This window comes from Nesterenkonia sp. Act20 (assembly GCF_019173455.1).
In the GTDB taxonomy this organism is placed as follows: domain Bacteria; phylum Actinomycetota; class Actinomycetes; order Actinomycetales; family Micrococcaceae; genus Nesterenkonia.
In genome coordinates this window covers 570,763-593,919 of sequence record NZ_JADPQH010000002.1, presented here as the reverse complement: position 1 = coordinate 593,919, position 23,157 = coordinate 570,763, and the positions used below count along the sequence as shown (strand labels likewise).

The window sequence follows — 23,157 nt, the reverse complement described above, 5'->3', positions numbered from 1 at the left end:
TCTCGCCGGTTCCTCGTGTGGCGCCCCGTGCTCCGCGCGGTGTAGCAGTGCGTAGAGTTCAGCGCAATCATCGGCACCGTGACAAGATAGAGATGTGGTAGCCAGCGCAGAACGCCCAGATGACCCCCGAGAGTCCGACCAGGAGCCTGCAGGGCTCTACCTGGACTACGGCTATGGGTCTCACGTGGGCCTGCGCCGTGAACTCAACGAAGACTCCTCGGTCATCACCGACACGCTCTTCGCGGTCGCAGACGGCATGGGCGGGCATGAAGCCGGCGAGGTGGCCTCCGCACTGGCGGTCCAGACCCTTGCCGATGGTTGGAACCGAGCCGAGGGGCGGATCTCCCGCGATCAGATCCAGACCTTCCTGGGGGAGGCTGATCAGCGCATCCGAGAGGCCACAGATTCCAAGGCCGGAACCACCGTCTCCGGCGCGCTGCTCGAGGACCACGAGGACGGTCTGAGCTGGGTCGTCTTCAACATCGGTGATTCGCGGACGTACCTCTTTGAGCAGGGCGAACTCCGCCAGCTCACTCGTGACCATTCGCAGGTCCAAGACATGTTCGACTCCGGGCTGATCACCGCCGAGGAGCTTCACAGCCACCCGCAGCGCAACGTCATCACCCGGGCCCTCGGGGCGGGAGACATGTGGGACGCCGACTTCACCACCTCCGCGGTCAGGGCCGGTCAGCGACTGATGATCTGCTCCGACGGACTCTCCGGCGAACTCACCGACCCGGAGATCGCCCGGATTCTGGGGGCCGGACGCAACGCCCAGGACACCGTGGATTGGCTGATCCACCAGTCGCTGCGTGCCGGAGGACGGGACAACGTGACCGTCGTCGTCGTGGACGTCCAGCAGCAGGGAGATCAGCAGCCGGGCGATCAGCCGACGGACACTGCGCAGCAGGGCACCCAGCACCAGGACACTGCGCAGCAAGACGCTGCGCACCAGGACACTGCGCAGCAGGACGCTGCGCACCAGGAGACCGCTCAGCAGGACGCCAGCCCGCACTCGGAGGTTTGACCTACTCCCCGGGCTCTCGTTAGCGTCGGAGTCAGGCAACTGCAGCCACAAATGCTCGCGTCGAGCGGCGGAGGATCATTTCCGGTGCCGCTCTCGGACGCAGGAAGGAGCTACCATGCAGCTGACAACACTTCGAGGCGTCTACGAGGCCCAGGGCCCGTTCGCCACCGTCTACCTTGAGGCACGTTCACCGGCCGCCGATGCTGAGGACCAGCTTCGTCTGCGCTGGCAGGACCTGCGTTCCCAGCTCGCCGATGCTGGCACCCCGGATCTGGCGCTGACCGCCCTGGATGAGGCGCTCGCAGAGGCCGCCCCGACCGAGGTGCACGCCGAAGGCCGCGTGCTCGTCGCCGATCAGACCCGCGTGGTGCTCAACGAGCACTTCGACGCCGCCCAGGGCTCGGGAGACCTCGCCGTGGTCGGCGAGCCGCCGCAGCTCGGCGACTACGTCCGTCATCGTCTCGGCTCCGCGCGCATGCTGGTCGCCATCGCCGATCAGCAGCAGGCTGTCATCCGCCGCCTCGTGGTGGCCGGTGACGAGCTGCTCGCCTCCGGCTCCGAAGAGTCCGTGGAGGGCAGCAGCGTGGAATCGGTGCACAAGCCCCGCGAGGGCGCTCTGCGCCACAAGCAGATCCAGCGCTCGGCCGACGAGGCCGCCATCCAGAACATCCGTGACATCTCCGCCCGCGTGGCGAAGGTCGCCGATTCCTGGAATCCCGACGTGATCGTGATCGCCGGCGAGGGCCAGGGACGCCGCACGCTGCACGAGGAGCTGCCCAAGGCACTGCAGGAGCTCACCGTCGAGGCCGAGGCCGGCGGCGGCATTCCTTCAGGTCATGGTGACGAGGGCACCGAGCAGTCACTGAGCGAGGAGCTGACCGTGATCGCCCGCCGCGTGGTCATCCAGCGCGGCAAGGACCAGACCGAGCGCTACGGCGAGGCCCACGGACATGGACGCTCCGCCGAAGGCGCAGAAGCCATCCGGGCCGCCGTGCGTCTCGGCGCCGTCGAGACGCTGCTGCTCCGCCAGCAGCAGAAGGCCACCGACGAGGACGAGCTGCTCGCCGCTGCGGCCAGCGTGGGCGCCTCCGTCGGCATTCTCGGCACCCCCGCCGAGGATTCCGTCGCCGCGATCCTGCGCTACGAGGCTCCGGTGGAGGACGTCGCGGACTGAGAAGCTCACCATCAGTGATCCTTCTGTGACCAGTCACTGAGGAACCACTGCATACGACGACGGCGGCCGCTCACCTGCGCAGGTGAGCGGCCGCCGTCGTCGTATGCGAGTGCTCATCACCTGATCTTCGCCGCACTGCCTGCGAGGTCCCGACCGATAGACTGGCCCGAGTTCATCCACCACCGATCCACCCGAGGGAGCTGCATGTCTGAGATCTCGCGCGCAGACGTCGAGCATCTTGCCAAACTCGCGCATATCAGCATGACTGAGGCAGAGCTGGAGAAGATGGCCGGAGAGCTGGCCGTCATCGTGGATTCCGTGCGGAGCGTCTCTGAGGCGGTCTCCGGCGAGGTCCCCGCCACCAGCCACCCGCTGCCGCTGACCAACGTCTTCCGTGAGGACGAGGTCGGGCACGTCTTCACCGCTGAACAGTCGCTGCTCAATGCACCTGACGCTGAAGCCGGCCGTTTCAAGGTCCCGGCGATCCTGGACGAGGAGTGACCGCTGATATGACGACCCATACCCATCACCTGACGAGGCTCACCGCCGCCGAGATGGCCCAGAAGCTGCGTGCCGGGGAGATCACCTCGGTGCAGCTCACCCAGGCGCACCTCGATCGCATCGCCGCTGTGGACGGCGGAGAGCACGGCATCCACGCCTTCCTCCACGTCTCCGCCGAGGAGGCGCTGCGCACCGCCGCCGAGGTCGACGACCTCCGCGCGGCCGGGGGAGCGGTCGCCGAGGCTCTGCACCCGCTGGCCGGCGTGCCGATCGCGGTCAAGGACCTGATCGTCACCGAGGGTCAGCCCACCACTGCGGGCTCCAAGATGCTCGAAGGCTGGATGAGCCCCTATGACGCCACCGTGGTGACCAAGCTGCGTGAGGCGAAGCTGCCCATCCTGGGCAAGACCAACCTGGATGAGTTCGCGATGGGCTCATCCACGGAGCATTCCGCGTACGGGGTCACCCGCAATCCCTGGGACACCACCCGCATCCCCGGCGGCTCCGGCGGCGGGTCCGCGGCCGCGGTGGCCGCCTTCGAGGCGCCGCTGGCGCTGGGCACCGACACCGGCGGCTCGATCCGCCAGCCCGGCGCGGTCACCGGCACCGTGGGCACGAAGCCCACCTATGGTTCGGTCTCGCGCTACGGCGCCATCGCGATGGCCTCCTCGCTGGACCAGATCGGCCCCGTGGCGCGCACCACCGAGGATGCCGCGCTGCTGCATGAGCTGATCGCCGGCCACGATCCCAAGGACTCCACCTCACTGCCCGGAGAGGTCCCCGCGTTCGGCGAGGCTGTCCGCACCGCCGACGTCGCCGGCATGCGCATCGGCGTCATCAAGCAGCTGCAGGGCGAGGGGTACCAGCAGGGGGTGCTCGACCGCTTCCACGAGGCGCTCGACGCCCTGCGCGCCGCCGGAGCCGAGATCGTGGAGGTGGACTGCCCCAGCTTCGACTACGCGCTGGGCGCCTACTACCTGATCATGCCCTCCGAGGCCTCCTCCAACCTGGCAAAGTTCGACGGCGTGCGCTACGGCACCCGGGTGCTGCCCGAGGACGGCCCGCTGACCATCGAACGCGTCATGGGATCCACCCGGGCCGCCGGGTTCGGCGACGAGGTCAAGCGTCGCATCATCCTGGGCACCTACGCGCTCTCGGCCGGATACTACGACGCCTACTACGGCTCCGCGCAGAAGGTCCGCACGCTCATCCAGCAGGACTTCGACGCGGCCTTCGAGAAGGCCGATGTGCTGATCTCCCCGACCGCGCCCACGGTGGCCTTCCCGCTGGGCGAGAACGACGACGACCCGCTGGCGATGTACCTCAACGACGTCGCGACCATCCCCGCCAACCTCGCCGGAGTGCCGGGCATCTCGGTACCGGGCGGACTCTCCGAGGGCCTGCCCGTGGGCATCCAGTTCCTCGCCCCGATCCGGGAGGACGCGCGCGTCTACAGGGCAGGCGGGGCGCTTGAGAAGCTGCTGTCCCAGGACGCAGAACCCCTGTGGGCACAGGCACCGGAACTGGCGGAGACCGAACCGGCAGCGGCAGCTGAACCGGCGGAGGCGGCGGCTCACCCCGCCGGAAAGTGAAGGACACCATGACGCAGACGCTGACTGACGCAGAACCACTGAGCTACGAAGAGGCACTCGAGCACTTCGACCCGGTGCTGGGCTTCGAGGTCCACGTGGAGCTGAACACCAAGACCAAGATGTTCTCCTCCGCGCCCAACGCCTTCGGCGACGAGCCCAACACCAATGTCAACGAGGTGTGCCTGGGACTCCCGGGAACCCTGCCCGTGGTCAACGGCAAGGCCGTGGAGTACGCGGTGATGCTGGGCCTGGCGCTGAACTGCCAGATCGCCGAGCGCTGCCGCTTCGCGCGCAAGCAGTACTTCTACCCGGACACCCCGAAGAACTGGCAGACCTCGCAGTACGACGAGCCCATCGCCTTCGACGGGTACTTGGACATCGAGCTCGACGACGGCGAGGTCTTCCGGGTGGAGATCGAACGCGCCCACATGGAGGAGGACGCCGGGAAGCTGACCCACGCTGGGACCTCGGGTCGCATCCAGGGTGCCGACTACTCGCTGGTCGACTACAACCGCTCGGGCATCCCGCTGGTGGAGATCGTCACCAAGCCCATCGTCGGTGCCGGGGCTCGCGCGCCGGAGCTGGCGCGAGCCTATGTCTCGGCCGTCCGTGACATCGTCAAGGGCCTGGGCATCTCGGACGCGAAGATGGAGCGCGGCAACGTCCGCTGCGACGCCAACGTCTCGATGATGCCCAAGGGCACCACCACCTTCGGCACGCGCTCCGAGACCAAGAACGTGAACTCGCTGCGCGCCGTGGAGCACGCGGTGTCCTACGAGATGCGCCGCCATGCGGGCATCCTTGCCTCCGGCGGCACCATCGTCCAGGAGACCCGGCACTGGCAGGAGGGCAGCCGCACCACCAGCTCGGGCCGTCCGAAGTCTGATGCCGATGACTACCGCTACTTCCCGGAGCCGGACCTGGTCCCCATCGTGACGACCGCTGCATGGGTGGAGGAGCTGCGCGCGCAGCTGCCTGAGCCGCCCGCCGAGCGTCGCCGGCGGCTGCTCGCCGCCTGGGGCTTCTCGGAACAGGAGTTCCGCGACGTCGTCGCCGCCGGCCTGCTCGATGAGATCGAGGAGACCGTGGCCTCCGGCGTCGCCCCCTCGGTGGCGCGCAAATGGTGGATGGGCGAGATCTCGCGGCTCGCCAATGCGCGAGACCTGGAACCTGCTGCGCTGGGCGTTCAGCCTGCAATGATCGCCGAATTGAACGCGCTGATCGAGCAAGGTCGTATCAATGACAAGATTGCTCGCCAGGTGCTGGAGCACGTCCTGGCGGGGGAGGGCGATCCCGAGGAGATCGTGAGCGCCCGCGGGCTGGAGGTCGTCTCCGACGACGACGGCGCGCTCACCGCCGCCGTGGAGAAGGCCATGGCCGAGAATCCCGATGTGGTGGAGAAGATCGCCGGCGGCAAGCTCAAGGCCATCGGGGCCCTGATCGGGCCGGTGATGAAGGAGACGCGTGGCCAGGCAGACGCCGGTGCCGTGCGCAAGATCGTCCTCGAGAAGCTGGGAATGGAAGGGTGATCCGTACGCCGCGCTGAGGGGCGTGGGCACCCGCGGCCCCGCGTCGGCGACACAGCTCAACACTTCACTCACGGCCCAGAACCCTGCTTCACCGGCAGGTTTCTGGGCCGTTTGTGTGTTCTATGGCACAATTCTCTCTTGTGCAATATTCCACCACCTGGAAACATGCACGATACACATTCATTGCGTGTCGCAAACTGGCTGAAACAGTCAGGGAGTAGATTATTGCGCAACCCGGGGTTGCACCCCGGAGCGTGACGTCATAAGCGCTTGCACCGAACTTCGAATGAGGGAATCACATGAGCACCACGAGTGCATACATCATGGCGGCGGCAGCGGAGGAATCCTCGCTGCAGCAGGCCGCCAATACCGTGGATGGCTGGTTCGCGGGGATCGCAGAGGGATTCGCGGCCATCATCTTCGCCACTGTCCCGCTGGGCGGCTTCGACGCACCAGTCGTCGTGCTGTGGTCGATTCTGGCCTCCATCGGCTTCAGCCTCTATTTCGGCTTCGTCCAGTTCCGCACGCCGCAGGTGAGCCTCGAGGTGGTCCGCGGCAAGTGGACCACCGAGAAGGACCCTGGTGAGGTCTCGCACTTCCAGGCCTTGACCTCGGCGGTCTCCGCCACGGTGGGCCTGGGCAACATCGCCGGTGTCGCCGCTGCGGTCTCCCTGGGCGGCCCCGGTGCCACCTTCTGGATGATCATCGCCGGGCTCTTCGGCATGTGCACCAAGTTTGTGGAGTGCACGCTCGGTGTGAAGTACCGTCACATCGATGAGAACGGTGTGGTTCACGGCGGACCCTTCCAGTACCTCAAGGTCGCTTACCACAAGCTCGGCCGCATCCCAGTGGCCATCATCACCGGTCTCTTCGCGATCGCGATCATGCTCTTCGGCGTGGTCGGCGGCGGCATGTTCCAGGCCAACCAGGCCTTCGGCCAGCTGCGCGCAGCTACCGGCGGCGACGACGGCTTCTTCGGCTCGGACCTCGCGGCCCTGATCTTCGGCATCGTGTTCGCAATCCTGGTCGGCGTGGTCGTCATCGGCGGCATCAAGTCCATCGGCTCGGTCACTGCCAAGCTGGTCCCGGCCATGGCCATCATCTACGTGGTCGCCTGCCTGATCGTCATCGCGGTGAACTTCGCCAACATCGGCGATGCCTTCGGTGCGATCATCAGCGGGGCATTCTCCCCGGAGGGCATCTCCGGCGGTGTGCTGGGCGTCATCATCATCGGTGTTCAGCGAGCAGCCTTCTCCAACGAGGCAGGCATCGGCTCGGCGCCGATCGCCCACTCGGCAGTCAAGACCCGCCGTCCGATCTCCGAGGGCTTCAACGCTGCACTGGAGCCCTTCATCGACACGGTGGTCGTCTGCACCATGACCGCACTGGTGATCATCTTCGCGTGGACCCCCGAGTACCAGGAGGCCCTGGATGCCGGAGGCGCGGACAACCCGGTCGCCCTGACATCGGCCGCGTTCGATTCGTTCCTGCCCGGCTTCAACGTCGTGCTGACCGTGGCAGTCCTGTTGTTCGCTTACTCCACGCTGATCACCTGGTCCTACTACGGCATCCAGGCCTGGCGGCACCTCTTCGGCACCACCAAGATCGGTGACGGCATCTTCCGTGCCATCTCCCTGGTCCTGGTCGTCATCGGCTGCCTGGTCTCCACCAACAACATCTTCAGCTTCGCCGATTCGGCGCTGTTCATGTGCATCTTCATCAACGTCATCGGCCTGATCATCCTGGCGCCGAAGGTCAAGGAAGAGATGAAGCAGTACCTGGCCGACCGCAAGGCTGGCCGTCTGTTGGAGGATCCGGAGCCGCTGCCGCACGAGATGGCAGAGCGCCGCTGATCCTGACTGCCCTGCGCGAGACCTCGCGCTGAGCAAGGAAGATCAACAACGAAGAAGCCCGGTGATGCCTCTCGAGGGGAGAGGCATCACCGGGCTTTCTCGTGTCTGATGTGGAGGGCCGGTGTGGAGGGACCCGCAGCGAGTGTGAGGCCTGTCCTCAGACCTCGCGGATGAAGAAGGGGAAGCGTTCGTCCTTCTCCTCGAGCCAGAAGTCCCGCTCCGGCTGCTCACGGAAACCCTCTGAGCGGTAGAGCGAATGCGCCGTCGTCATCGAGGTCAGGCTGCACAGCGTCAGCGCCCGTATCTCCGGCCGTGCCTCGGCCTCGGCGATGATGTGCCGGACCATGCGACGAGCAATCCCGCGGCCCTGATGCTCCGGAGCCACCGCGAGCATGCGGAACTCCATCTCTCCTTCACGGGACACCTCGGCCATCGGCCCACCCGCGTCGGTGACTGCCACGGAGGCGGCCACCGCAGGGCCGTGCTCCGTGGGCACCTCGGCCACCAGCACGGTGGAGGCGGCGGCCCGGGTGGCGACGTCGGTGAGGTGGCTGACATAGGAGTCTCCTGCGGTGAGGAATCCTCCGTCCACGTATGCGGCCACGGTCAGCTCCGCGATCCTGTCCCAGTCCGCCTCGGTGGCTTCCCGGATGAGCGGCTCGCTGCCCTGCGCTGTGCTGTCCTGCGCTGTGCTGTCCTGCGTCCCTCGGTTTTGAGTCATGCTGTAGTGCGCCACCTCGCTCAGCGCTCCAGCGGGGCAGGAGAGAGCTGACTGAGTTCGATTCCGATATCGCCGATCACGCACCAGTCCGGGGTGACGCCGCTGTCTGCCGCGGCGGGCCGGTGCACGCGGACGCCGGCCTCCTCGGCGATGAGCGCCCCGGCGGCCCAATCGTGCTCCCAGATCCCGTACTCGGCGTAGGCGTTCTGCGTGCCGTCCGCCACCATGCAGATGTCCAGTGCAGCGGCACCCAGTCGGCGCATATTGCCGAAGGCCGGCAGCATGGCGGCCACCGCGCGGGTCTGCTCCGCGCGGCGTGCGGGATCGTAGCCGTAGCCGGTGGAGAGCAGTCCCGCGGCCAGCGTGCCGGTGGGCCCGCTCAGCCGGGTGGGCTCGGAGTCTCCGTTGACGCTGTAGGCGCCCTGGCCCCGACTGGCCCACCAGATGCGACTCAGCGCCGGAGCCGCGACGACGCCGACCAGCCAGTCTCCGTCAGGACCCTGGAGCCCCACGGAGGTCCCGTAGTAGACGATCCCACGAATGAAGTTCGTGGTCCCGTCCAGCGGGTCGATGGACCAGCGGTATCCGCTGGGCTCCTCGGGCGTGGTGGTGCCATACTCCTCTCCTGAGACTCCATCATCAGGACGGCGTCGGTTGATCACCGCGCGAACGGCCTGCTCGGCGCGGCGGTCGAAGTCTGTCACCAGGTCCGAGACGGAGGACTTGGTCTCCACTCCCGCGACCTCCTGACCCAGGACGAGTCCTGAGGGGGAGACGTCCTCCCGCTCGGCAAGGACTGCGGCACCGGCTGCGGCGGCCTCGTGAGCGATCTCCAGGAGATCCTGAAGCTTGCGGGGATCTATCGTGGTCATGCATCGTCCAATCCGTCGGGACCCTTGTTCAGCAGAACAGTGAACTTCTCTTCATCGAGCACCGGGACACCCAGCGACTCGGCCTTCTCCAGCTTGGTCCCGGCATTGGCGCCGGCGACCACATAATCGGTCTTCTTGGACACCGAACCTGCGGCGCGACCCCCTCGAGTGATGATCGCCTCTTTGGACTCATCGCGCGAATAGCCGTCCAGGGAGCCGGTGACCACCACGGTGAGACCCTCCAGCGTGCGCGGGGCCGATTCGTCGATCTCGTCGACCATGCGCACTCCGACCTCGGCCCAGCGATCCACGATCCGGCAGTGCCAATCGGTGCTGAACCACTCGGCGACCGTGGACGCGATGGTGGGGCCCACGCCGTCGATGCCGGCGAGCTCCTCCTCGCTGGCGGCGCGGATCTTCTCCATCGAACCGTAGGCGTTCGCCAGCGCGCGGGAGGCGGTGGGCCCCACATGGCGGATGGACAGCGCCACCAGAACGCGCCACAGCGGCTGAGTCTTGGCCTTCTCAAGTTCCGCGAAGAGCTGGACGGTGTTGGCCGTGGGCTCGGAGGCCTTCTTCACCGTGCCATCGCGGTTGAGCTGCTGCTTGGTCCAGAAGTACAGCGAAGGAGCAAAGCGGCCGGTGGACTCGCGCAGCCCCGTCTCCGGATTGCGTCGCCGGGTCTCTCGCCAGACGTAGACATCCTTGAGGTCCTCGGCCCGCAGATCGAAGAGCCCGGCCTCTCCGTGCAGCACCGGTTCCTGGGGCGTGGGCGAGCCTTTCTGGTCCACGCTCAGCGTGATGCCGGAGGCTTTGGTCTCCTCCTCGTCGATGAGCTCGGGGATGGGACGGCGAAGGTCGGGATTGGTCAGCGCGAGGCCGGCCTCCTCACCGAGGGCCTCGATGTCCAGCGCCCCCCGGGACCCGATGTGGATGACCCGTTCGCTGACCTGCGCGGGGCAGGTCTCCGCGTTGGGGCATCGGTAGTCGACGTCACCCTCCTTGGCCGGTGCGAGCTCGGTGCCGCAGACCGGGCAGTGCGTGGGGAAGGAGAACTCCACCAGTTCATGCTCGCGGGACTTCCGCGCCGCGAGGACCGGCCCCACCACCTCGGGGATCACGTCCCCGGCCTTGCGGACGATGACGACGTCTCCGATGAGCACTCCCTTGGCCTTGACCACGTCGCGATTGTGCAGGGTGGCGCGGGAGACCACAGAGCCGGCCACCTTCTTGGGGTCCAGGACTGCGAAGGGGGTGACCCGGCCGGTGCGGCCCACATGGACCATGATGTCCAGCAGGCGGGTATGGACCTCCTCGGGCGGATACTTATACGCCGCAGCCCAGCGCGGCACCCGCGAGGTGTGACCCAGTGAGCGCTGCTGAGCAAAGTCGTCGACCTTGATCACCACCCCGTCGATCTCGTGGACCAGTTCGTGGCGCTTCTTCTCATGCTCGTCGAGATACGCCTCGATCTGCTCGTAATCATCGAACAGCCGGGTGTACGGGCTGACAGGCAGGCCCCAGGCGGCGAGCTGATCATAGGCGGCGTGCTGGCTCGCCGGCTCGAATCCGGTGCGCGCGCCGATGCCGTGCACGAACATGGACAGCGGTCGTTCGGCAGTCTTCTTCGGATCCTTCTGGCGCAGCGACCCGGCGGCGGCATTGCGCGGGTTGGCCAGCGGGGCCTTCCCCGCCTCGGTCAGCCGTTCATTGAAGGCATGGAACTCGGCCGTGGGCATGAAGATCTCCCCGCGCACCTCAAGCTCCTCCGGATGATCCTCTCCGAGGAGCTGCTCGGGGATGTCGCCGATGGTCAGCACATTATGCGTGACGTCCTCACCGGTGGTGCCGTCGCCGCGGGTGGCCGCCCGGACCAGCCGCCCCCCGCGGTAGAGCAGGTTGATGGCCAGCCCGTCGATCTTGACCTCCACCAGCCACTTCGCGGTCTCCTCCGGACGCTGAGTCGCCAATGAGGCGCTGGCCCGGTCGAACCAGGTGCGCAGCTCGGGGCGCGCGAAGAGGTCCTCCAGCGAATAGAGCCGCTGCAGATGCTGGACCGGGGAGAAGGCCTCCGCGACCTCGCCGCCGACCTCCTGGGTGGGGGAGTCTGCGGCGACGATCTCCGGGTGCTCGGCCTCGATCTGCTCCAGGCGTTCGAAGAGCACATCGAACTCCGCGTCGGAGATCAACGGATCATTGTCCTGGTAATAGGCGATCCGGTGCCGGCGCACCTCCTCGACCAGCTCCACATATTCCTCACGCAGAGCGGAGGGCGGGGTGGTTTCGACGGAGTCAGCGGCGGAGTTCTCAGTTGTTTCGCTCACTCGCCTGATTCTAGTCGCCGCTAGGGTGAGCGATATGGCCTTTGTGAAGCTCTCGCCCCCTGACCACCCCGAGGCGGCCCTGGTGGAGGCCGCCGGTCTGCGCTGGCTGGCCCAGGCGGCCGACGACGGCGGCGCCCCCGTGGTCTCCGTCCGCTCAGCCTCACGAGGGTCGGGACCCGGGCAGCAGGGCCCGGCGCAGCTTCGTTCGACGGCGCAGCGCGGACGTCTGGAGCTCGAGGAGCTGCCGACGGCCGCCCCTGATGAGCGGGCCGGAGAGGAGTTCGGCCGGGCACTGGCGCGGACCCACGGATGGCTCACCCGCCGGCGAGGGGACAAGGACGGGGGCGAGGACGACGGCGAGACCCCCGCAGCCGGCCGCGAGGGCTTCGGCGTTCTCCCACCCGAGCACCCCGCGCAGACTCCCGCGTCTTTCGGCCCGGCTGAGCAGCCCCTGGTGATGGGAGCCGGGGTGCACCCCAGCTGGGGAACCTTCCTGGCCCAGGAGCGGCTGGACCCGGTGCTCTCGGGCCTTGACTCGGAACTGACTGCGGAGGAAGCGCGGCTGCTGCATGCGGCACGGGATCGGATCGCCGCAGGAGAGCTCGACGACGCCGAGCCGCCCGCGCTGATCCATGGGGACCTCTGGTCAGGCAACGTGCTCTGGACCCCGACGCCTTCAGAGCCGACACCTTCAGAATCGCTGCCCTCAGGGGCGGTGGATTCAGGATCTGCGCGTTCAGGATCTGCGCGTTCAGGATCGGCGCACTCAGGATCAGTGCGGGGGACTCTGATCGATCCTGCGGCCCACACCGGGCACCGCGAGACGGACATCGCTTTCCTGCACCTCTTCGGACTGCCCCAGTTGGAGGCCGTGCTGCGCGGGTATCAGCGGGAGTTCCCGCTGACCGAGGGCTGGCAGGACCGTATCGGACTGCATCAGTTCTTCTGCCTCGGCGTGCACTGGCTGCTCTTCGGGCCCAGCTATCGCAGGCCCACGCTGCGCGCGGCCGAGGAGATTCTCACGCTCTGAGCCGTCCGCCCTCAGCTCAGCAGGGCGTCCCGCAGCCGCTCCACCGGTTCCCGGACCTGCCGGAAGGAGGCGTCGAAGACCTCCTCCGGCATCATGTAGGGATCCACAACATCGTCCTCGGAGCCTGCGGAGTCGCCGTGATCCCGCTGAGCGGCCACCAGCGGCACCAGCGCAGCGAACTTCGCCGGGGTCGAGTCGGCACCTGCGAGGGCAGCGCGCAGCTCGGTCTCGTCCACGGCGTCGAGCAGCCGCGCGAACTCGCGAATGGTGAACACCTTCTGGGCGCTCTCCGGAATGTCGTTGAGGATGTCGTCCACGTGGCCGCGGGTCGCAGTCAGCACGAGGTCGCTGTCCCGGACCATCTCGGAGCGCAGCTGCTCCGCCTGGAAGTCCGAGGTCTCCGCCCCGTAATCGGCGAGCCTGGTCTTCATCTGCGGCTCCATGTCATCGCCCACATGAGCGTGGGTGCCGGCGGAACGGACGATGATCTCGTCCTCACCGAAGGCATGGGCGAGCAGTCGGTCCATCGCTGGGGAGCGGCAGATATTGCCTGTGCACACGGCCAGCAGGGTGTAGGTCTCAGTCATGGATTCCATCTGATCACATCGGCCCCGCAGGACCCCACCTAGACTCTTGCCCGTGAAGCGAACAAGAATCCAGTCTCCGGACTCGCCGCCGGCAGCGCCCGCCCCTTCCGGCCTGCGGCGCCGCTTCTACGGCTGGGAGCTGGCGATCATGCTAGGTCTGTCCTTGGGGCGCGCCGCGATCTATGCCGTGCTTCAGCTCGCCGAACGGCTGACGATCGCCCCGCTGGCGGACCAGACAGCGACGGTACAGTCCTCGCGCTCGCGGGCGGAGCTCTTCGACTTCAGCTACCAGGTGCTCGACTCGGTCTTCGCCCTGGTTCCTGTGGTGCTGGTCTTCTACCTGTTCTTCCTGCATGGGGTGAACCCGTTCCGCAGGTTCGGACTCGATCTGCGGGCCCCTGGCCGGGACGTGCTGCTCGGCGTCGGACTCTTTGTGCTCATCGGGTTGGGCACCGTGGTGATCTACGCGGTGGGCCGCGCCACGGGCATCACCGCGGAGCTGATTCCGGCCGATGTCGGCGAACACTGGTGGACGACTCCGGTGCTCGTGCTCACCGCGCTGCGACACTCGCTGCTCGAGGAGATCATCATGCTCGCCTACCTCTTCGACCGGGCGCGGCGGATCTGGCCGCAGGCGGGGATATGGGCGATCATCCTCGGATCGGCGCTGCTGCGCGGGGCCTACCACCTCTACCAGGGCTTCGGCCCGGGAATCGGCAACCTGCTCATGGGAGTGATCTTCGGGTGGATCTACCACCGCTACGGCCGGGTGATGCCGCTGGTGATCGCACACCTGCTCTTGGACGTGGTGGCGTTCCTCGCCTTCCCGCTGGTGCTGCAGCTCATCCCGGGATAGCCAAGCGCGAACCGGCAGCCAGGGCACAGGAAAGCAACCAGGCACAGCGAAGGGGGCCCTGACCGCGTGCGGTCAGAGCCCCCTTCAACGGGAATCAGGCGAGGTCAGTCGTCTTCTTCCTCATCGTGCTTCTCGACCACAAGGGTCTCGGTGGTCAGCACCAGGGCCGCGATGGAGGCCGCGTTCTGCAGTGCAGAGCGGGTGACCTTCACCGGGTCGATGACGCCGTCGGCGATCAGATCGCCGTAGACACCGGTCTTGGCATTGAAGCCGTGGTTCGGGGCCATCTCGGACACCTTGGAGGCGACCACGAAGCCGTCCTCCCCGGCGTTCTGCGCGATCCAGCGCAGCGGCTGGACCAGCGCCCGGCGGACGATGCCCACAGCTGCCGCGGCGTCTCCGGAGAGTGCCTTGACGTCCTCGTCCTCGTCCAGCACGGAGAGGGCGTTGATCAGCGCGGTGCCGCCACCGGCCACGATGCCCTCTTCCAGTGCTGCGCGGGTGGAGGAGACGGCGTCTTCGATGCGGTGCTTGCGCTCCTTGAGCTCCACCTCGGTGGCTGCGCCGACCTTGATGACGCCGATGCCGCCGGAGAGCTTGGCGAGACGCTCCTGGAGCTTCTCGCGGTCCCACTCGGAGTCGGAGGCATCTGCCTGAGCCTTGATCGTGGCTGCGCGAGCATCCACGTCCTCCTTGGCGCCGGCACCATCAACGATGGTCGTGGCGTCCTTGGTGACGGTGACTCGACGAGCGGTGCCCAGGGATTCCAGGTCCACCTGATCGAGCTTGAGGCCCAGATCGGGAGAGATGACCTGTGCACCGGTGAGCACTGCGATGTCCTCGAGCATGGCCTTGCGGCGGTCCCCGAAGCCGGGGGCCTTGACCGCGACCACGTTCAGCGTGCCACGCAGCTTGTTCACCACGAGGGTGGAGAGGGCTTCGCCCTCGACGTCCTCGGCGATGATGAACAGCGGGCGCTTGGCCTGCAGGACCTTCTCCAGCACGGGCAGGAACTCGGCCATGTTGGAGATCTTGCCCTGGTTGATCAGGATCAGCGGATCTTCGAGCACAGCTTCCTGGCGCTCGGCGTCGGTGACGAAGTGCGGGGACAGGTAACCCTTGTCGAACTGCATGCCCTCGGTGATCTCCAGCTCCGTGGAGGTGGAGGATCCCTCTTCGATCGTGATGACGCCGTCGGTGCCCACGGCGTCGAATGCGCGGGCCAGCAGTTCGCCGACCTCGTCATTCTGCGCGGAGATGGCAGCCACATTGGCCACCTGCTGGCCCTCGACGTCGCGAGCGTTTTCGCGCAGTCGGCGAGTCACTGCGGCCACCGAGGTTTCGATGCCGCGCTTGATCTCGCTGGGGGCTGCACCGGCCGCCACGTTGCGCAGGCCTTCCTTGACCAGAGCCTGGGCAAGGACGGTTGCGGTGGTGGTGCCGTCGCCTGCGACGTCGTTGGTCTTGGTGGCGACTTCCTTGGCCAGCTGCACGCCGAGGTTCTCGTACGGGTCCTCGACCTCCACCTCGCGGGCGATGGTCACGCCGTCGTTGGTGATGGTCGGAGCGCCCCAGGACTTGTCCAGGACCACATTGCGACCCTTGGGGCCGAGCGTGACCTTGACCGTGTCTGCAAGCTTATCGATGCCGGCTTCCAGAGCGCGGCGTGCAGCATCACTGAATTCAAGCTGCTTTGCCATGTATTACTGCTCCTTTGAGAGTGTGAGAATCGGATCCAGATGAGGTCCGTGAAGAGACTTCAGCGGTCCGTTCTTACTTCTCGATGATGGCGAGGACGTCGCGAGCGTTGAGCACGAGGTACTCTTCGCCGCTGACCTTGACCTCGGTGCCGCCGAACTTCGAGTAGATGACGACGTCACCCTCGGAGACGTCAACGGGGATGCGCTTGCCCTTTTCGTCGAAACGACCTGGGCCCACGGCGACGACCTTGCCCTCCTGGGGCTTCTCCTTGGCGGTGTCCGGGATGACCAGACCGGAAGCGGTGGTCTGCTCTGCTTCCAGGGGGCGGACAACAATGCGATCCTCGAGAGGCTTGATGGAGACTGACACGTCAGTACTCTCCTTTGCGTGGGGTGGAATCGGTTAACTGCACAGGCCCGTACCGGGCATCCCGGTGACACCGGGGTGCTTGACAGGCCGAAATCTGTTGCACGCCTTAGGAGTGGCCAACCGTCGTCGCGGTGCCGGATGGTGCCCCGTCAGGCTGATATCCGCAGGTTGACGGCCCGCGGACAGGCTGGCACCCGAGGGTCTCGAGTGCTAAGCCAAACTTTATAGACGGCCTTAGCACTCGGTCAAGCAGAGTGCTAAGCCTTTGGCTACGGGCGGACGTGCACGGGACGTAGACTTGGGCCCGAGCCACCTGCTTTTGACCCGAGAGGCACCACTGTGACTGAAACTCATCAGGAGCCGCACGCGGCCGCCGGCGTGGAGCATGATCCCTTCGGCTTCGTCGGACTGACCTACGACGACGTCCTTCTGCTCCCCGGCGCCACCGATGTCATCCCGTCCGAGGCTGACACCTCCACCCGGTTCTCCCGAAACATCACCCTGCAGTCACCGCTGGCCTCAGCGGCCATGGACACCGTGACCGAGGCCACCATGGCCATCGCCATGGCACGCCAGGGCGGCATCGGGATCCTGCACCGCAACCTCTCGATCGAGGACCAGGCTCGCCAGGTGGACAAGGTCAAGCGTTCCGAGTCCGGGATGATCAGCGATCCGGTGACGATCACCCCGGATGCCACGATCGCCGATCTCGACGAGCTCTGCGCCCACTACCGCGTCTCCGGGCTCCCCGTGGTCGACGCCGAGTCCAAGCTGCTGGGCATCATCACCAACCGCGATACCCGATTCATCCCGCGCGAGCAGTACATGACCACCAAGGTCTACGAGAAGATGACTCCCCAGCCGCTGATCACGGCCCGGGTCGGGATCCCCAACGAAGAGGTGCTGCGGATCTTCTCCGAGCACCGTGTGGAGAAGCTGCCGCTGGTGAATGACAACGGCGTGCTGCAGGGCCTGATCACGATCAAGGACTTCGACAAGGCCGACCGCTACCCGCAGGCCACCAAGGATGAAGAAGGCCGGCTGCGCGTCGGTGCGGCTGTGGGCTTCTTCGGTGAGGGCTTCGAGCGCGCGATGACTCTGGTCGAGGCCGGAGTGGACGCCCTCGTGGTCGACACCGCGAACGGTCACACCCGCGGCGTGCTGGACATGATCGCGCGGCTCAAAGCCGAGCCACGCGCTGCCGGAGTAGACGTCATCGGCGGCCAGGCAGCGACTCGCGAAGCCGCGCAGGCGATCATCGATGCGGGAGCGGATGCCATCAAGGTCGGCGTCGGCCCAGGTTCCATCTGCACCACCCGGATCGTGGCCGGCGTCGGAGTCCCGCAGGTCACCGCGATCTACGAGTCCTCCAAAGCGGCGATCCCCGCCGGAGTGCCGCTGATCGCCGACGGCGGGCTGCAGCACTCCGGAGACATCGGCAAGGCCCTGGTCGCCGGTGCCGACTCCGTGATGCTCGGATCCCTGCTGGCGGGCTCCGCAGAGTCTCCCGGAGACCTGGTCTTCTACAACGGCAAGCAGTTCAAGGCCTACCGCGGCATGGGCTCGATGGGCGCCATGCAGACCCGCGGGAAGAACACCTCCTTCTCCAAGGACCGCTACTTCCAGGCCGATGTCCCCTCCGACGAGAAGCTCATCCCCGAAGGGATCGAGGGGCAGGTGCCCTACCGCGGTCCGCTCGAGGTGGTGTTCCACCAGCTCACCGGAGGTCTGCGGCAGACCATGTTCTATGTGGGCGCGCACACCACCGGCGAGCTCAGGAACAAGGGCAAGTTCGTCCGGATCACCTCCGCCGGACTCAAGGAATCGCACCCGCATGACATCATGATGACGGTGGAAGCGCCGAACTACCGGCGCTAGTAAAGGAGCTGTTTTGAGCAACGAGATCCCCATCGGCCTGGCCAAGAACGGTCGAAGGGCCTGGGCGCTGGACGATGTCGCCATCGTCCCGAACCGACGTACTCGCAGCCCGCAGGACGTGAGTCTGGACTGGCGAATCGACGCCTACTCCTTCAACATGCCGGTGATCGGTGCGCCCATGGACTCGGTCATGTCCCCGGCCACCGCCATCGAGCTGGGCAAGCAGGGTGGCCTGGGCGTGCTGAACCTGGAGGGGCTGTGGACCCGGTATGAGAACCCTGAGGCGGTGCTCGCCGAGATTGCGGCGCTGGGCGCCGATGAGATCTCTGCGGACAACACCCGTCGCCTCCAGGAGCTCTACTCCGAGCCCATCAAGGCCGAGCTGATCACGGCACGGCTGGCAGAGATCCGTGACGCCGGCGTCGTGGTCTCGGGTTCGCTCACTCCGCAGCGTACCCAGGAGTTCTACCAGACCGTGGTCGAGGCCGGGGTGGACATGTTCGTCATCCGCGGCACCACCGTCTCCGCCGAGCACGTGGCGCAGAACGGCGACCCGCTGAACCTCAAGGAGTTCATCTATGAACTCGATGTGCCCGTGATCGTCGGCGGTGCTGCCGGGTACACGCCGGCGCTGCATCTGATGCGCACCGGTGCCGCCGGCGTGCTGGTCGGCTTCGGCGGCGGGGCGGCCACGACCACCCGCCGCGCCATGGGCATTCGCGTGCCGATGGCCACTGCGATCAGCGATGTCGCGGCGGCACGACGGGACTACCTGGATGAATCAGGTGGCCGCTATGTCCAGGTCATCGCCGACGGCGGGATGGGCTCCTCCGGGGACCTCGTCAAGGCACTGGCCATGGGCGCCGATGCCGTCATGCTCGGCACCACGCTCGCCCGCGCCGAAGAGGCACCGGGCAAGGGCTGGCACTGGGGGCTCGAAGCTGTGCACCCGGACTTCCCGCGCGGCCACCGCACCCGAGTGGGCACCGTCGCCCCGCTGCAGGAGCTGCTCTGGGGCCCCGCGCACCACACGGACGGTTCCTCGAACCTGATGGGCGGACTGCGCCACGCGATGGCCTCCACGGGCTACGTGGATCTGAAGTCCTTCCAGCGCGTGGACGCGATCGTCTCCCCGATGGGCCAGCAGACCCGCTGACCAGCCGCGCACCTGGGTAGTATGCCGTGCATGACGCATGACTTGGGCCCAGCTGCCCGCAGGATAGTGGGCCTCGACGCCCTTGTGTGCCTTGTCGCTGTCGCGCTGGGGGTCGCCGGTGGGCTTGTGCTCGCAGCGGCCGGTGAGACGCTCATCGCTGGATCGATCAGCGGTGAATCGCTGAGCTTCTTCCCGGTGCTCTTCATCATGATCATGTTCCCTGCACTATTGAGTGCAGCTGTCGCCGTCGTCGCGGTACAGGTCTTTCGCAGATTCTCACGGACTCAGAGGACCGCACGATGGGAAGCTCTTCTGGGGGCTGCGGTGGTGGCACTGGGCATTTCGATCGGGATCTATACCTGGGGCGGCGCGGGCAGCATCCTCGCTATGGCACTGACGGGCCTGCCCGCCGCATTTCTCACCTGGCTGGGCCTGCGGAAGACCGGTGTGATCGCCGCTCACAGGGCCGCTTAACGCGCAGTCCGGGCGAGGTAGGGCGGGCGGGGCTGAGCCAGCGGGGCCGGGTCAGCTGGTCCGGCCCCGCCCAGGTCAACTCAGCTCAGCAGGTGCCGTTCTCCTCCCAGGGGCCGTACCGGTCGCCCGGCTCCTGGTTCCGGGTGTACCACTTCGCCGTGTAGCTGGTGCCCTCGTGCACGATGGTCTCGCCGCCGTCGAACTGTGAGCTCGGCGCCCACTGCGGCAGGGTCGCGTCGCCACATTCGGCGGGTGTGCCCACCTCGGACCAGGCGCTCCACGGGGATGCCCCGGGGACCTGATTCTTGGAGTACCAGAGCGCGGTGTAGACGCCGCCCTCGTAGCTCACGGTGTCGCCGTTGGTGTAGACCGCGGCTGAGTCCCAGGCCTCATAGCTGGGGGTCTCCTCGCCGCCGTTCTCGTCGTCTCCGTCCTCGTTCTCATCGCCGTCGCCGGGAGTGCCGGTTCCGGAGAGGGTGAGGTCGGCCACGATCGGATCGTGGTCGGAGGAGCGCCACTGATCCGGGGCGTAGAGCATCGTGCCCACGGAGTTGTAGCGGCTGTATTCCAGCGCGAGGGGCTCCACCGCGTTGATGTTCCAGATCTGCGTCTGGTCCACATCGCTGGCGGCGGCCTCGGTGGCGAAGAGATGATCCAGGGATCCCACCGCGCCGTCGAACATGTAGCTGTATCCACCGGTCGCCGCAGAGAGGTTGGAGTACCCCGCCTCGGTGATGACCTGGATCGGGTCCTCCAGCTCGTAGGAGTTGAAGTCACCCATCAGGAACAGCTTCTCGGTCTCGGCGTCCTCCTGGAGGGCGTCGGCGAAAGCCACGAGCGCCTCGGCCTGCCGGACACGGTCACCGTTGAAGGAGCCCTGACCGGTGGTGTCGGCATTGTCTCCGGTGCCGCTGCCACCCTTGGACTTGAAATGGTTCACGACGGCGATGAAGCTCTCCGCGCCGTCGGCGGCCTCGCCGGAGCCATCCACCTCCGTGAATTCCTGCGCCAGCGGTTCACGTGCATTGGAGAAGATCGCGTCCAGGTCCAGCTCCCCGAGCTGACTCTGGTCGAGGTCATCGACCCCGTCCTCGAAGAGGATGCGCGAATCGCCCTCGGGCGCGACGCGGTCGGTGCGGTAGATGAACCCGTTGCGGATCACATCTTCCTCGGCGGGAACCTCTTCCGGGGATTCGACGTAGTCCCAGGTGCCGGCGCTGTTCTGGGCACCGTTGAGCGCCTCGACCAGAGCAGTCAGGGCGCGGTCACGGTCGCCGTCTGCGAAGAAGTAGCGGGTGTTCTCGATCTCCTGCAGCGCCACCACATCGGCGTCGAGCCCGCTGATGGCGGACACGATCTTGGCCTCCTGGCGCTCGAAGCTCTCCTGGCTGTAGGCGCCTCGCGCGTCGCAGTAGTCGTTCGTGGTGGGGTTGCCGTCGATGTCGGTGTAGTACTCACAGCCGGCCTCGTCCTCGCCGAGGGAGATGAAGTAGTTCAGCACGTTGAATCCGGCGATGCGCACATCTCCGGTCCGCTCCGCAGGGGACTCGTTGCCTTCGCGGGTGTTTTCGAACTCTGCGGGCTGGACCTGCTCGGCCGTCTCCGGGGTGAGCTTGGAAAGCGGCTGCATCCGCCATTCCTCGAACCGGTAGTCCATGATGACGTCGGTCTGCCACAGCACCTCGGCGCCGATCCGGATCGGATCCTCGAGTGTGAGGTAAGGCAGCGGCTGGTCGCGATCCTCGCTCCAGGCCTGCCAGGAAGTCGACGCCGCGTCATCGAGGTAGATGACCCGCTCAGCGTTCTCAGCGGCCAGCGCCTCAGCCTCCGGGCCCGGAGGGAACGCCGAGGTGGGGTTCACCAGCGGCTCCTCGCCCAGGACGATGCCGATCTCGCCGTACTGGTTCAGCGTGTAGTGGTCGGTGACCGTGTAGGTGCCCTGCGGGTCGATCAGCATGCCCAGCAGCGATTCGCGGTCATCGGCGTTCTCCGGCACCTCCACGGAGGCAGGCTTGACCGCCTCGAAGGGCTCATCATCGATCAGACTGAACTCGTGATGCGGGGTCTGCGTGGACTCCGGATAGAGGCTGATCTGCGGAGCGTCGTAGTAGACCTCTGCATCCCCGGTGATCTCGACGAAGTCTCCGATCTGCACACGATCCTCAGTGACCGACCACGGCGAATACACGAAGATCGCGTCCGAGGTCTCGTGCGTGCTCAGATCCACGTCACCGCCCGAACCTGCGGTCTGCAGGTAGAAGCCGTTGAAGCTCTGCTCCGCGGGGTACACGGCGGTCACCACACCGCGAGTGGTCACGGCGAACTCCTCGTCATCGCCTGCCAACGTGGAGTTGATCTCGCGGATCTCCAGCTCCGTGGGATCCGTGGGCTCGGGGTCGGTGGGCTCGGGATCCGTGGGCTCCTCACCGGGCTCAGACGGCTCCGGATCCGTCGGCTCCGGATCCGTGGGTTCAGGATCCGTGGGCTCAGGCTCGGTGGGGTCCGGATCAGGCTCCGCTCCAGGGCTGGTCTCACCCGCGGCGTTGGTGGGTGAGGGAGTCTCGCGGGTGAAGTCTGCGGAGTTGTCGTCGGTGTCGGATCCCTCGGTGCGGTTGAGCGACTGGATGTTCGTCCCGGAGGTCGACGCAGCGGTCTCGAAGGTGTTGGTGCTGCCGAAGCCCAGCAGATCTGCCACCTGCGGCTCATCGACCACCGACTCAAGGGGCAGCCCCTCCAGAGTCTCCGCCGTGGTGGCCAAGATGAACGTCCCTCCCGCGGCAGCGCCGATCGCGGCACCGGTCTCGGCGTCAGCTGCGGGGAGCCCCGCGCCGTCGCCGCTGTTGCCTCCGCCCTGGATCAGGTAATGCCCTCCGGGCTGGATCTCACCGCCGAGCGCCACCGTCGAGGTCGGCGCACCGGTGGAGGATCTGGCGCGGTACTGCAGCGACCAGTCGCCGAGGTCCACCGCCTCCTCACAGGTGTTGAACAGCTCGACGAAGCGGCTGGTCAGGGCGGCCGAGCCGCTGCCGCCGTTGGGGAACGCTTCATTGATCACGACGCAGTCTGCACCGGGCGCCGCGTCGGGGGCAGGAGTCTCGGGCGTGGCGAAGGCCGGGGCCGGTGCCAGCAGCGCGGTGCTCAGTCCGAGGGCGGCGAGGCCGCGGGTGAAGCGACGTCGTCGTCCTGGTGGGGGAGCATTGCTGGGGGATCTCATCAAGGTCTAATCCTCACGTCCGGGCGAATGAGTGGGTCGAGCGGTCACGCAGGACGAGTGAACTCAACCACAGGCCTGCGCTCCCAGAATCCAAGCAGTCCCATGTGAACGGCGTACTACATGACATGGAATGTGAGACGACCGAGTGAACCGGAGTCACCGAAGCCATGGAAGTGCATCACAGACGACGGCGACCGCTTCAGTCATATACCCCCTGGGGTATTATGGAGATTCATCATCCATCGGAGGAGAGCATCATGTGCCGAGCTGTCACCTGCAAGACCTGCGGAAAGACCACC

General features: G+C 66.7%; 18 protein-coding genes. 11 read left to right on the top strand and 7 right to left on the bottom strand.

What is annotated here, in order from left to right:
* The first annotated feature begins 94 nt into the window (after window positions 1-94).
* The 6 genes from IY716_RS12385 (at window position 95) to IY716_RS12360 (ending at window position 7,676) form a co-directional block, all read left to right on the top strand.
* Window positions 95-1,027 (top strand): PP2C family serine/threonine-protein phosphatase, encoded by a 933-nt coding sequence (locus tag IY716_RS12385; protein WP_369699711.1) that lies wholly within the window; start codon window positions 95-97, stop codon window positions 1,025-1,027.
* A 115-nt stretch (window positions 1,028-1,142) separates the two neighbouring features.
* A complete protein-coding gene (locus IY716_RS12380; RefSeq protein ID WP_218221982.1) occupies window positions 1,143-2,201 on the top strand; it encodes a hypothetical protein in 1,059 nt (352 codons plus the stop codon).
* A 204-nt stretch (window positions 2,202-2,405) separates the two neighbouring features.
* The gene (gene gatC / locus IY716_RS12375) at window positions 2,406-2,702 is read left to right on the top strand and encodes an Asp-tRNA(Asn)/Glu-tRNA(Gln) amidotransferase subunit GatC (protein ID WP_218221981.1); all 297 of its coding nucleotides are present in this window, start codon (window positions 2,406-2,408) and stop codon (window positions 2,700-2,702) included.
* Window positions 2,703-2,710: 8 nt separating this feature from the next.
* Window positions 2,711-4,294, top strand: coding sequence for an Asp-tRNA(Asn)/Glu-tRNA(Gln) amidotransferase subunit GatA (gene gatA / locus IY716_RS12370; protein WP_218221980.1), 1,584 nt, complete (start codon window positions 2,711-2,713; stop codon window positions 4,292-4,294).
* Between the two features lie 8 nt (window positions 4,295-4,302).
* The gene (gene gatB, locus IY716_RS12365) at window positions 4,303-5,823 is read left to right on the top strand and encodes an Asp-tRNA(Asn)/Glu-tRNA(Gln) amidotransferase subunit GatB (protein WP_218221979.1); all 1,521 of its coding nucleotides are present in this window, start codon (window positions 4,303-4,305) and stop codon (window positions 5,821-5,823) included.
* A 299-nt stretch (window positions 5,824-6,122) separates the two neighbouring features.
* Window positions 6,123-7,676 carry a sodium:alanine symporter family protein gene (locus IY716_RS12360; RefSeq protein ID WP_255316763.1) on the top strand — a complete coding sequence of 518 codons (1,554 nt, stop codon included), beginning with the start codon at window positions 6,123-6,125 and terminating at the stop codon, window positions 7,674-7,676.
* Between the two features lie 157 nt (window positions 7,677-7,833).
* Here IY716_RS12360 and IY716_RS12355 read toward each other — a convergent pair whose 3' ends face one another.
* The 3 genes from IY716_RS12355 to ligA are packed head-to-tail and all read right to left on the bottom strand — an operon-like array spanning window position 7,834 to window position 11,593.
* Entirely contained in the window at window positions 7,834-8,397 is a 564-nt protein-coding gene (locus IY716_RS12355; protein WP_218221978.1) for a GNAT family N-acetyltransferase, read from the bottom strand.
* A 20-nt stretch (window positions 8,398-8,417) separates the two neighbouring features.
* Window positions 8,418-9,269 (bottom strand): inositol monophosphatase family protein, encoded by an 852-nt coding sequence (locus IY716_RS12350; protein ID WP_218221977.1) that lies wholly within the window; start codon window positions 9,267-9,269, stop codon window positions 8,418-8,420.
* Complete coding sequence (gene ligA, locus IY716_RS12345) at window positions 9,266-11,593, bottom strand: NAD-dependent DNA ligase LigA (protein WP_218221976.1); 2,328 nt, start codon at window positions 11,591-11,593, stop codon at window positions 9,266-9,268. The genes IY716_RS12350 and ligA overlap by 4 nt, the downstream gene beginning before the upstream one ends.
* 34 nt (window positions 11,594-11,627) lie before the next feature.
* Between ligA and IY716_RS12340 the strand changes: the two genes are divergently transcribed.
* Complete coding sequence (locus IY716_RS12340) at window positions 11,628-12,623, top strand: fructosamine kinase family protein (RefSeq protein ID WP_218221975.1); 996 nt, start codon at window positions 11,628-11,630, stop codon at window positions 12,621-12,623.
* Between the two features lie 11 nt (window positions 12,624-12,634).
* Here the strand turns inward: IY716_RS12340 and IY716_RS12335 are convergent, their stop codons facing one another.
* Window positions 12,635-13,210: a low molecular weight phosphatase family protein gene (locus IY716_RS12335; protein ID WP_218221974.1), complete on the bottom strand. Its 576-nt coding sequence runs from the start codon at window positions 13,208-13,210 to the stop codon at window positions 12,635-12,637.
* A gap of 52 nt (window positions 13,211-13,262) precedes the next feature.
* Here IY716_RS12335 and IY716_RS12330 point away from each other — a divergent pair, with 52 nt between their 5' ends.
* Window positions 13,263-14,066, top strand: a complete 804-nt coding sequence (locus IY716_RS12330; protein WP_369699710.1) for a CPBP family intramembrane glutamic endopeptidase — start codon at window positions 13,263-13,265, stop codon at window positions 14,064-14,066.
* 104 nt (window positions 14,067-14,170) lie between these two features.
* Here IY716_RS12330 and groL read toward each other — a convergent pair whose 3' ends face one another.
* Window positions 14,171-15,766: a chaperonin GroEL gene (gene groL / locus IY716_RS12325; protein ID WP_218221973.1), complete on the bottom strand. Its 1,596-nt coding sequence runs from the start codon at window positions 15,764-15,766 to the stop codon at window positions 14,171-14,173.
* Window positions 15,767-15,839: 73 nt separating this feature from the next.
* Window positions 15,840-16,136, bottom strand: a complete 297-nt coding sequence (gene groES, locus IY716_RS12320; RefSeq protein WP_058887472.1) for a co-chaperone GroES — start codon at window positions 16,134-16,136, stop codon at window positions 15,840-15,842.
* A 339-nt stretch (window positions 16,137-16,475) separates the two neighbouring features.
* Here groES and guaB point away from each other — a divergent pair, with 339 nt between their 5' ends.
* Genes guaB through IY716_RS12305 form a run of 3 tightly spaced genes read left to right on the top strand, consistent with a single transcriptional unit; the run spans window position 16,476 to window position 19,644 of the window.
* A complete protein-coding gene (guaB, locus tag IY716_RS12315) occupies window positions 16,476-18,014 on the top strand; it encodes an IMP dehydrogenase (RefSeq protein WP_369699709.1) in 1,539 nt (512 codons plus the stop codon).
* A gap of 13 nt (window positions 18,015-18,027) precedes the next feature.
* Entirely contained in the window at window positions 18,028-19,170 is a 1,143-nt protein-coding gene (locus IY716_RS12310; protein ID WP_218221972.1) for a GuaB3 family IMP dehydrogenase-related protein, read from the top strand.
* Between the two features lie 30 nt (window positions 19,171-19,200).
* Window positions 19,201-19,644, top strand: coding sequence for a hypothetical protein (locus IY716_RS12305; RefSeq protein ID WP_218221971.1), 444 nt, complete (start codon window positions 19,201-19,203; stop codon window positions 19,642-19,644).
* Between the two features lie 85 nt (window positions 19,645-19,729).
* Here the strand turns inward: IY716_RS12305 and IY716_RS12300 are convergent, their stop codons facing one another.
* Window positions 19,730-22,858, bottom strand: coding sequence for an ExeM/NucH family extracellular endonuclease (locus IY716_RS12300; protein ID WP_218221970.1), 3,129 nt, complete (start codon window positions 22,856-22,858; stop codon window positions 19,730-19,732).
* Window positions 22,859-23,157 lie beyond the last annotated feature (299 nt).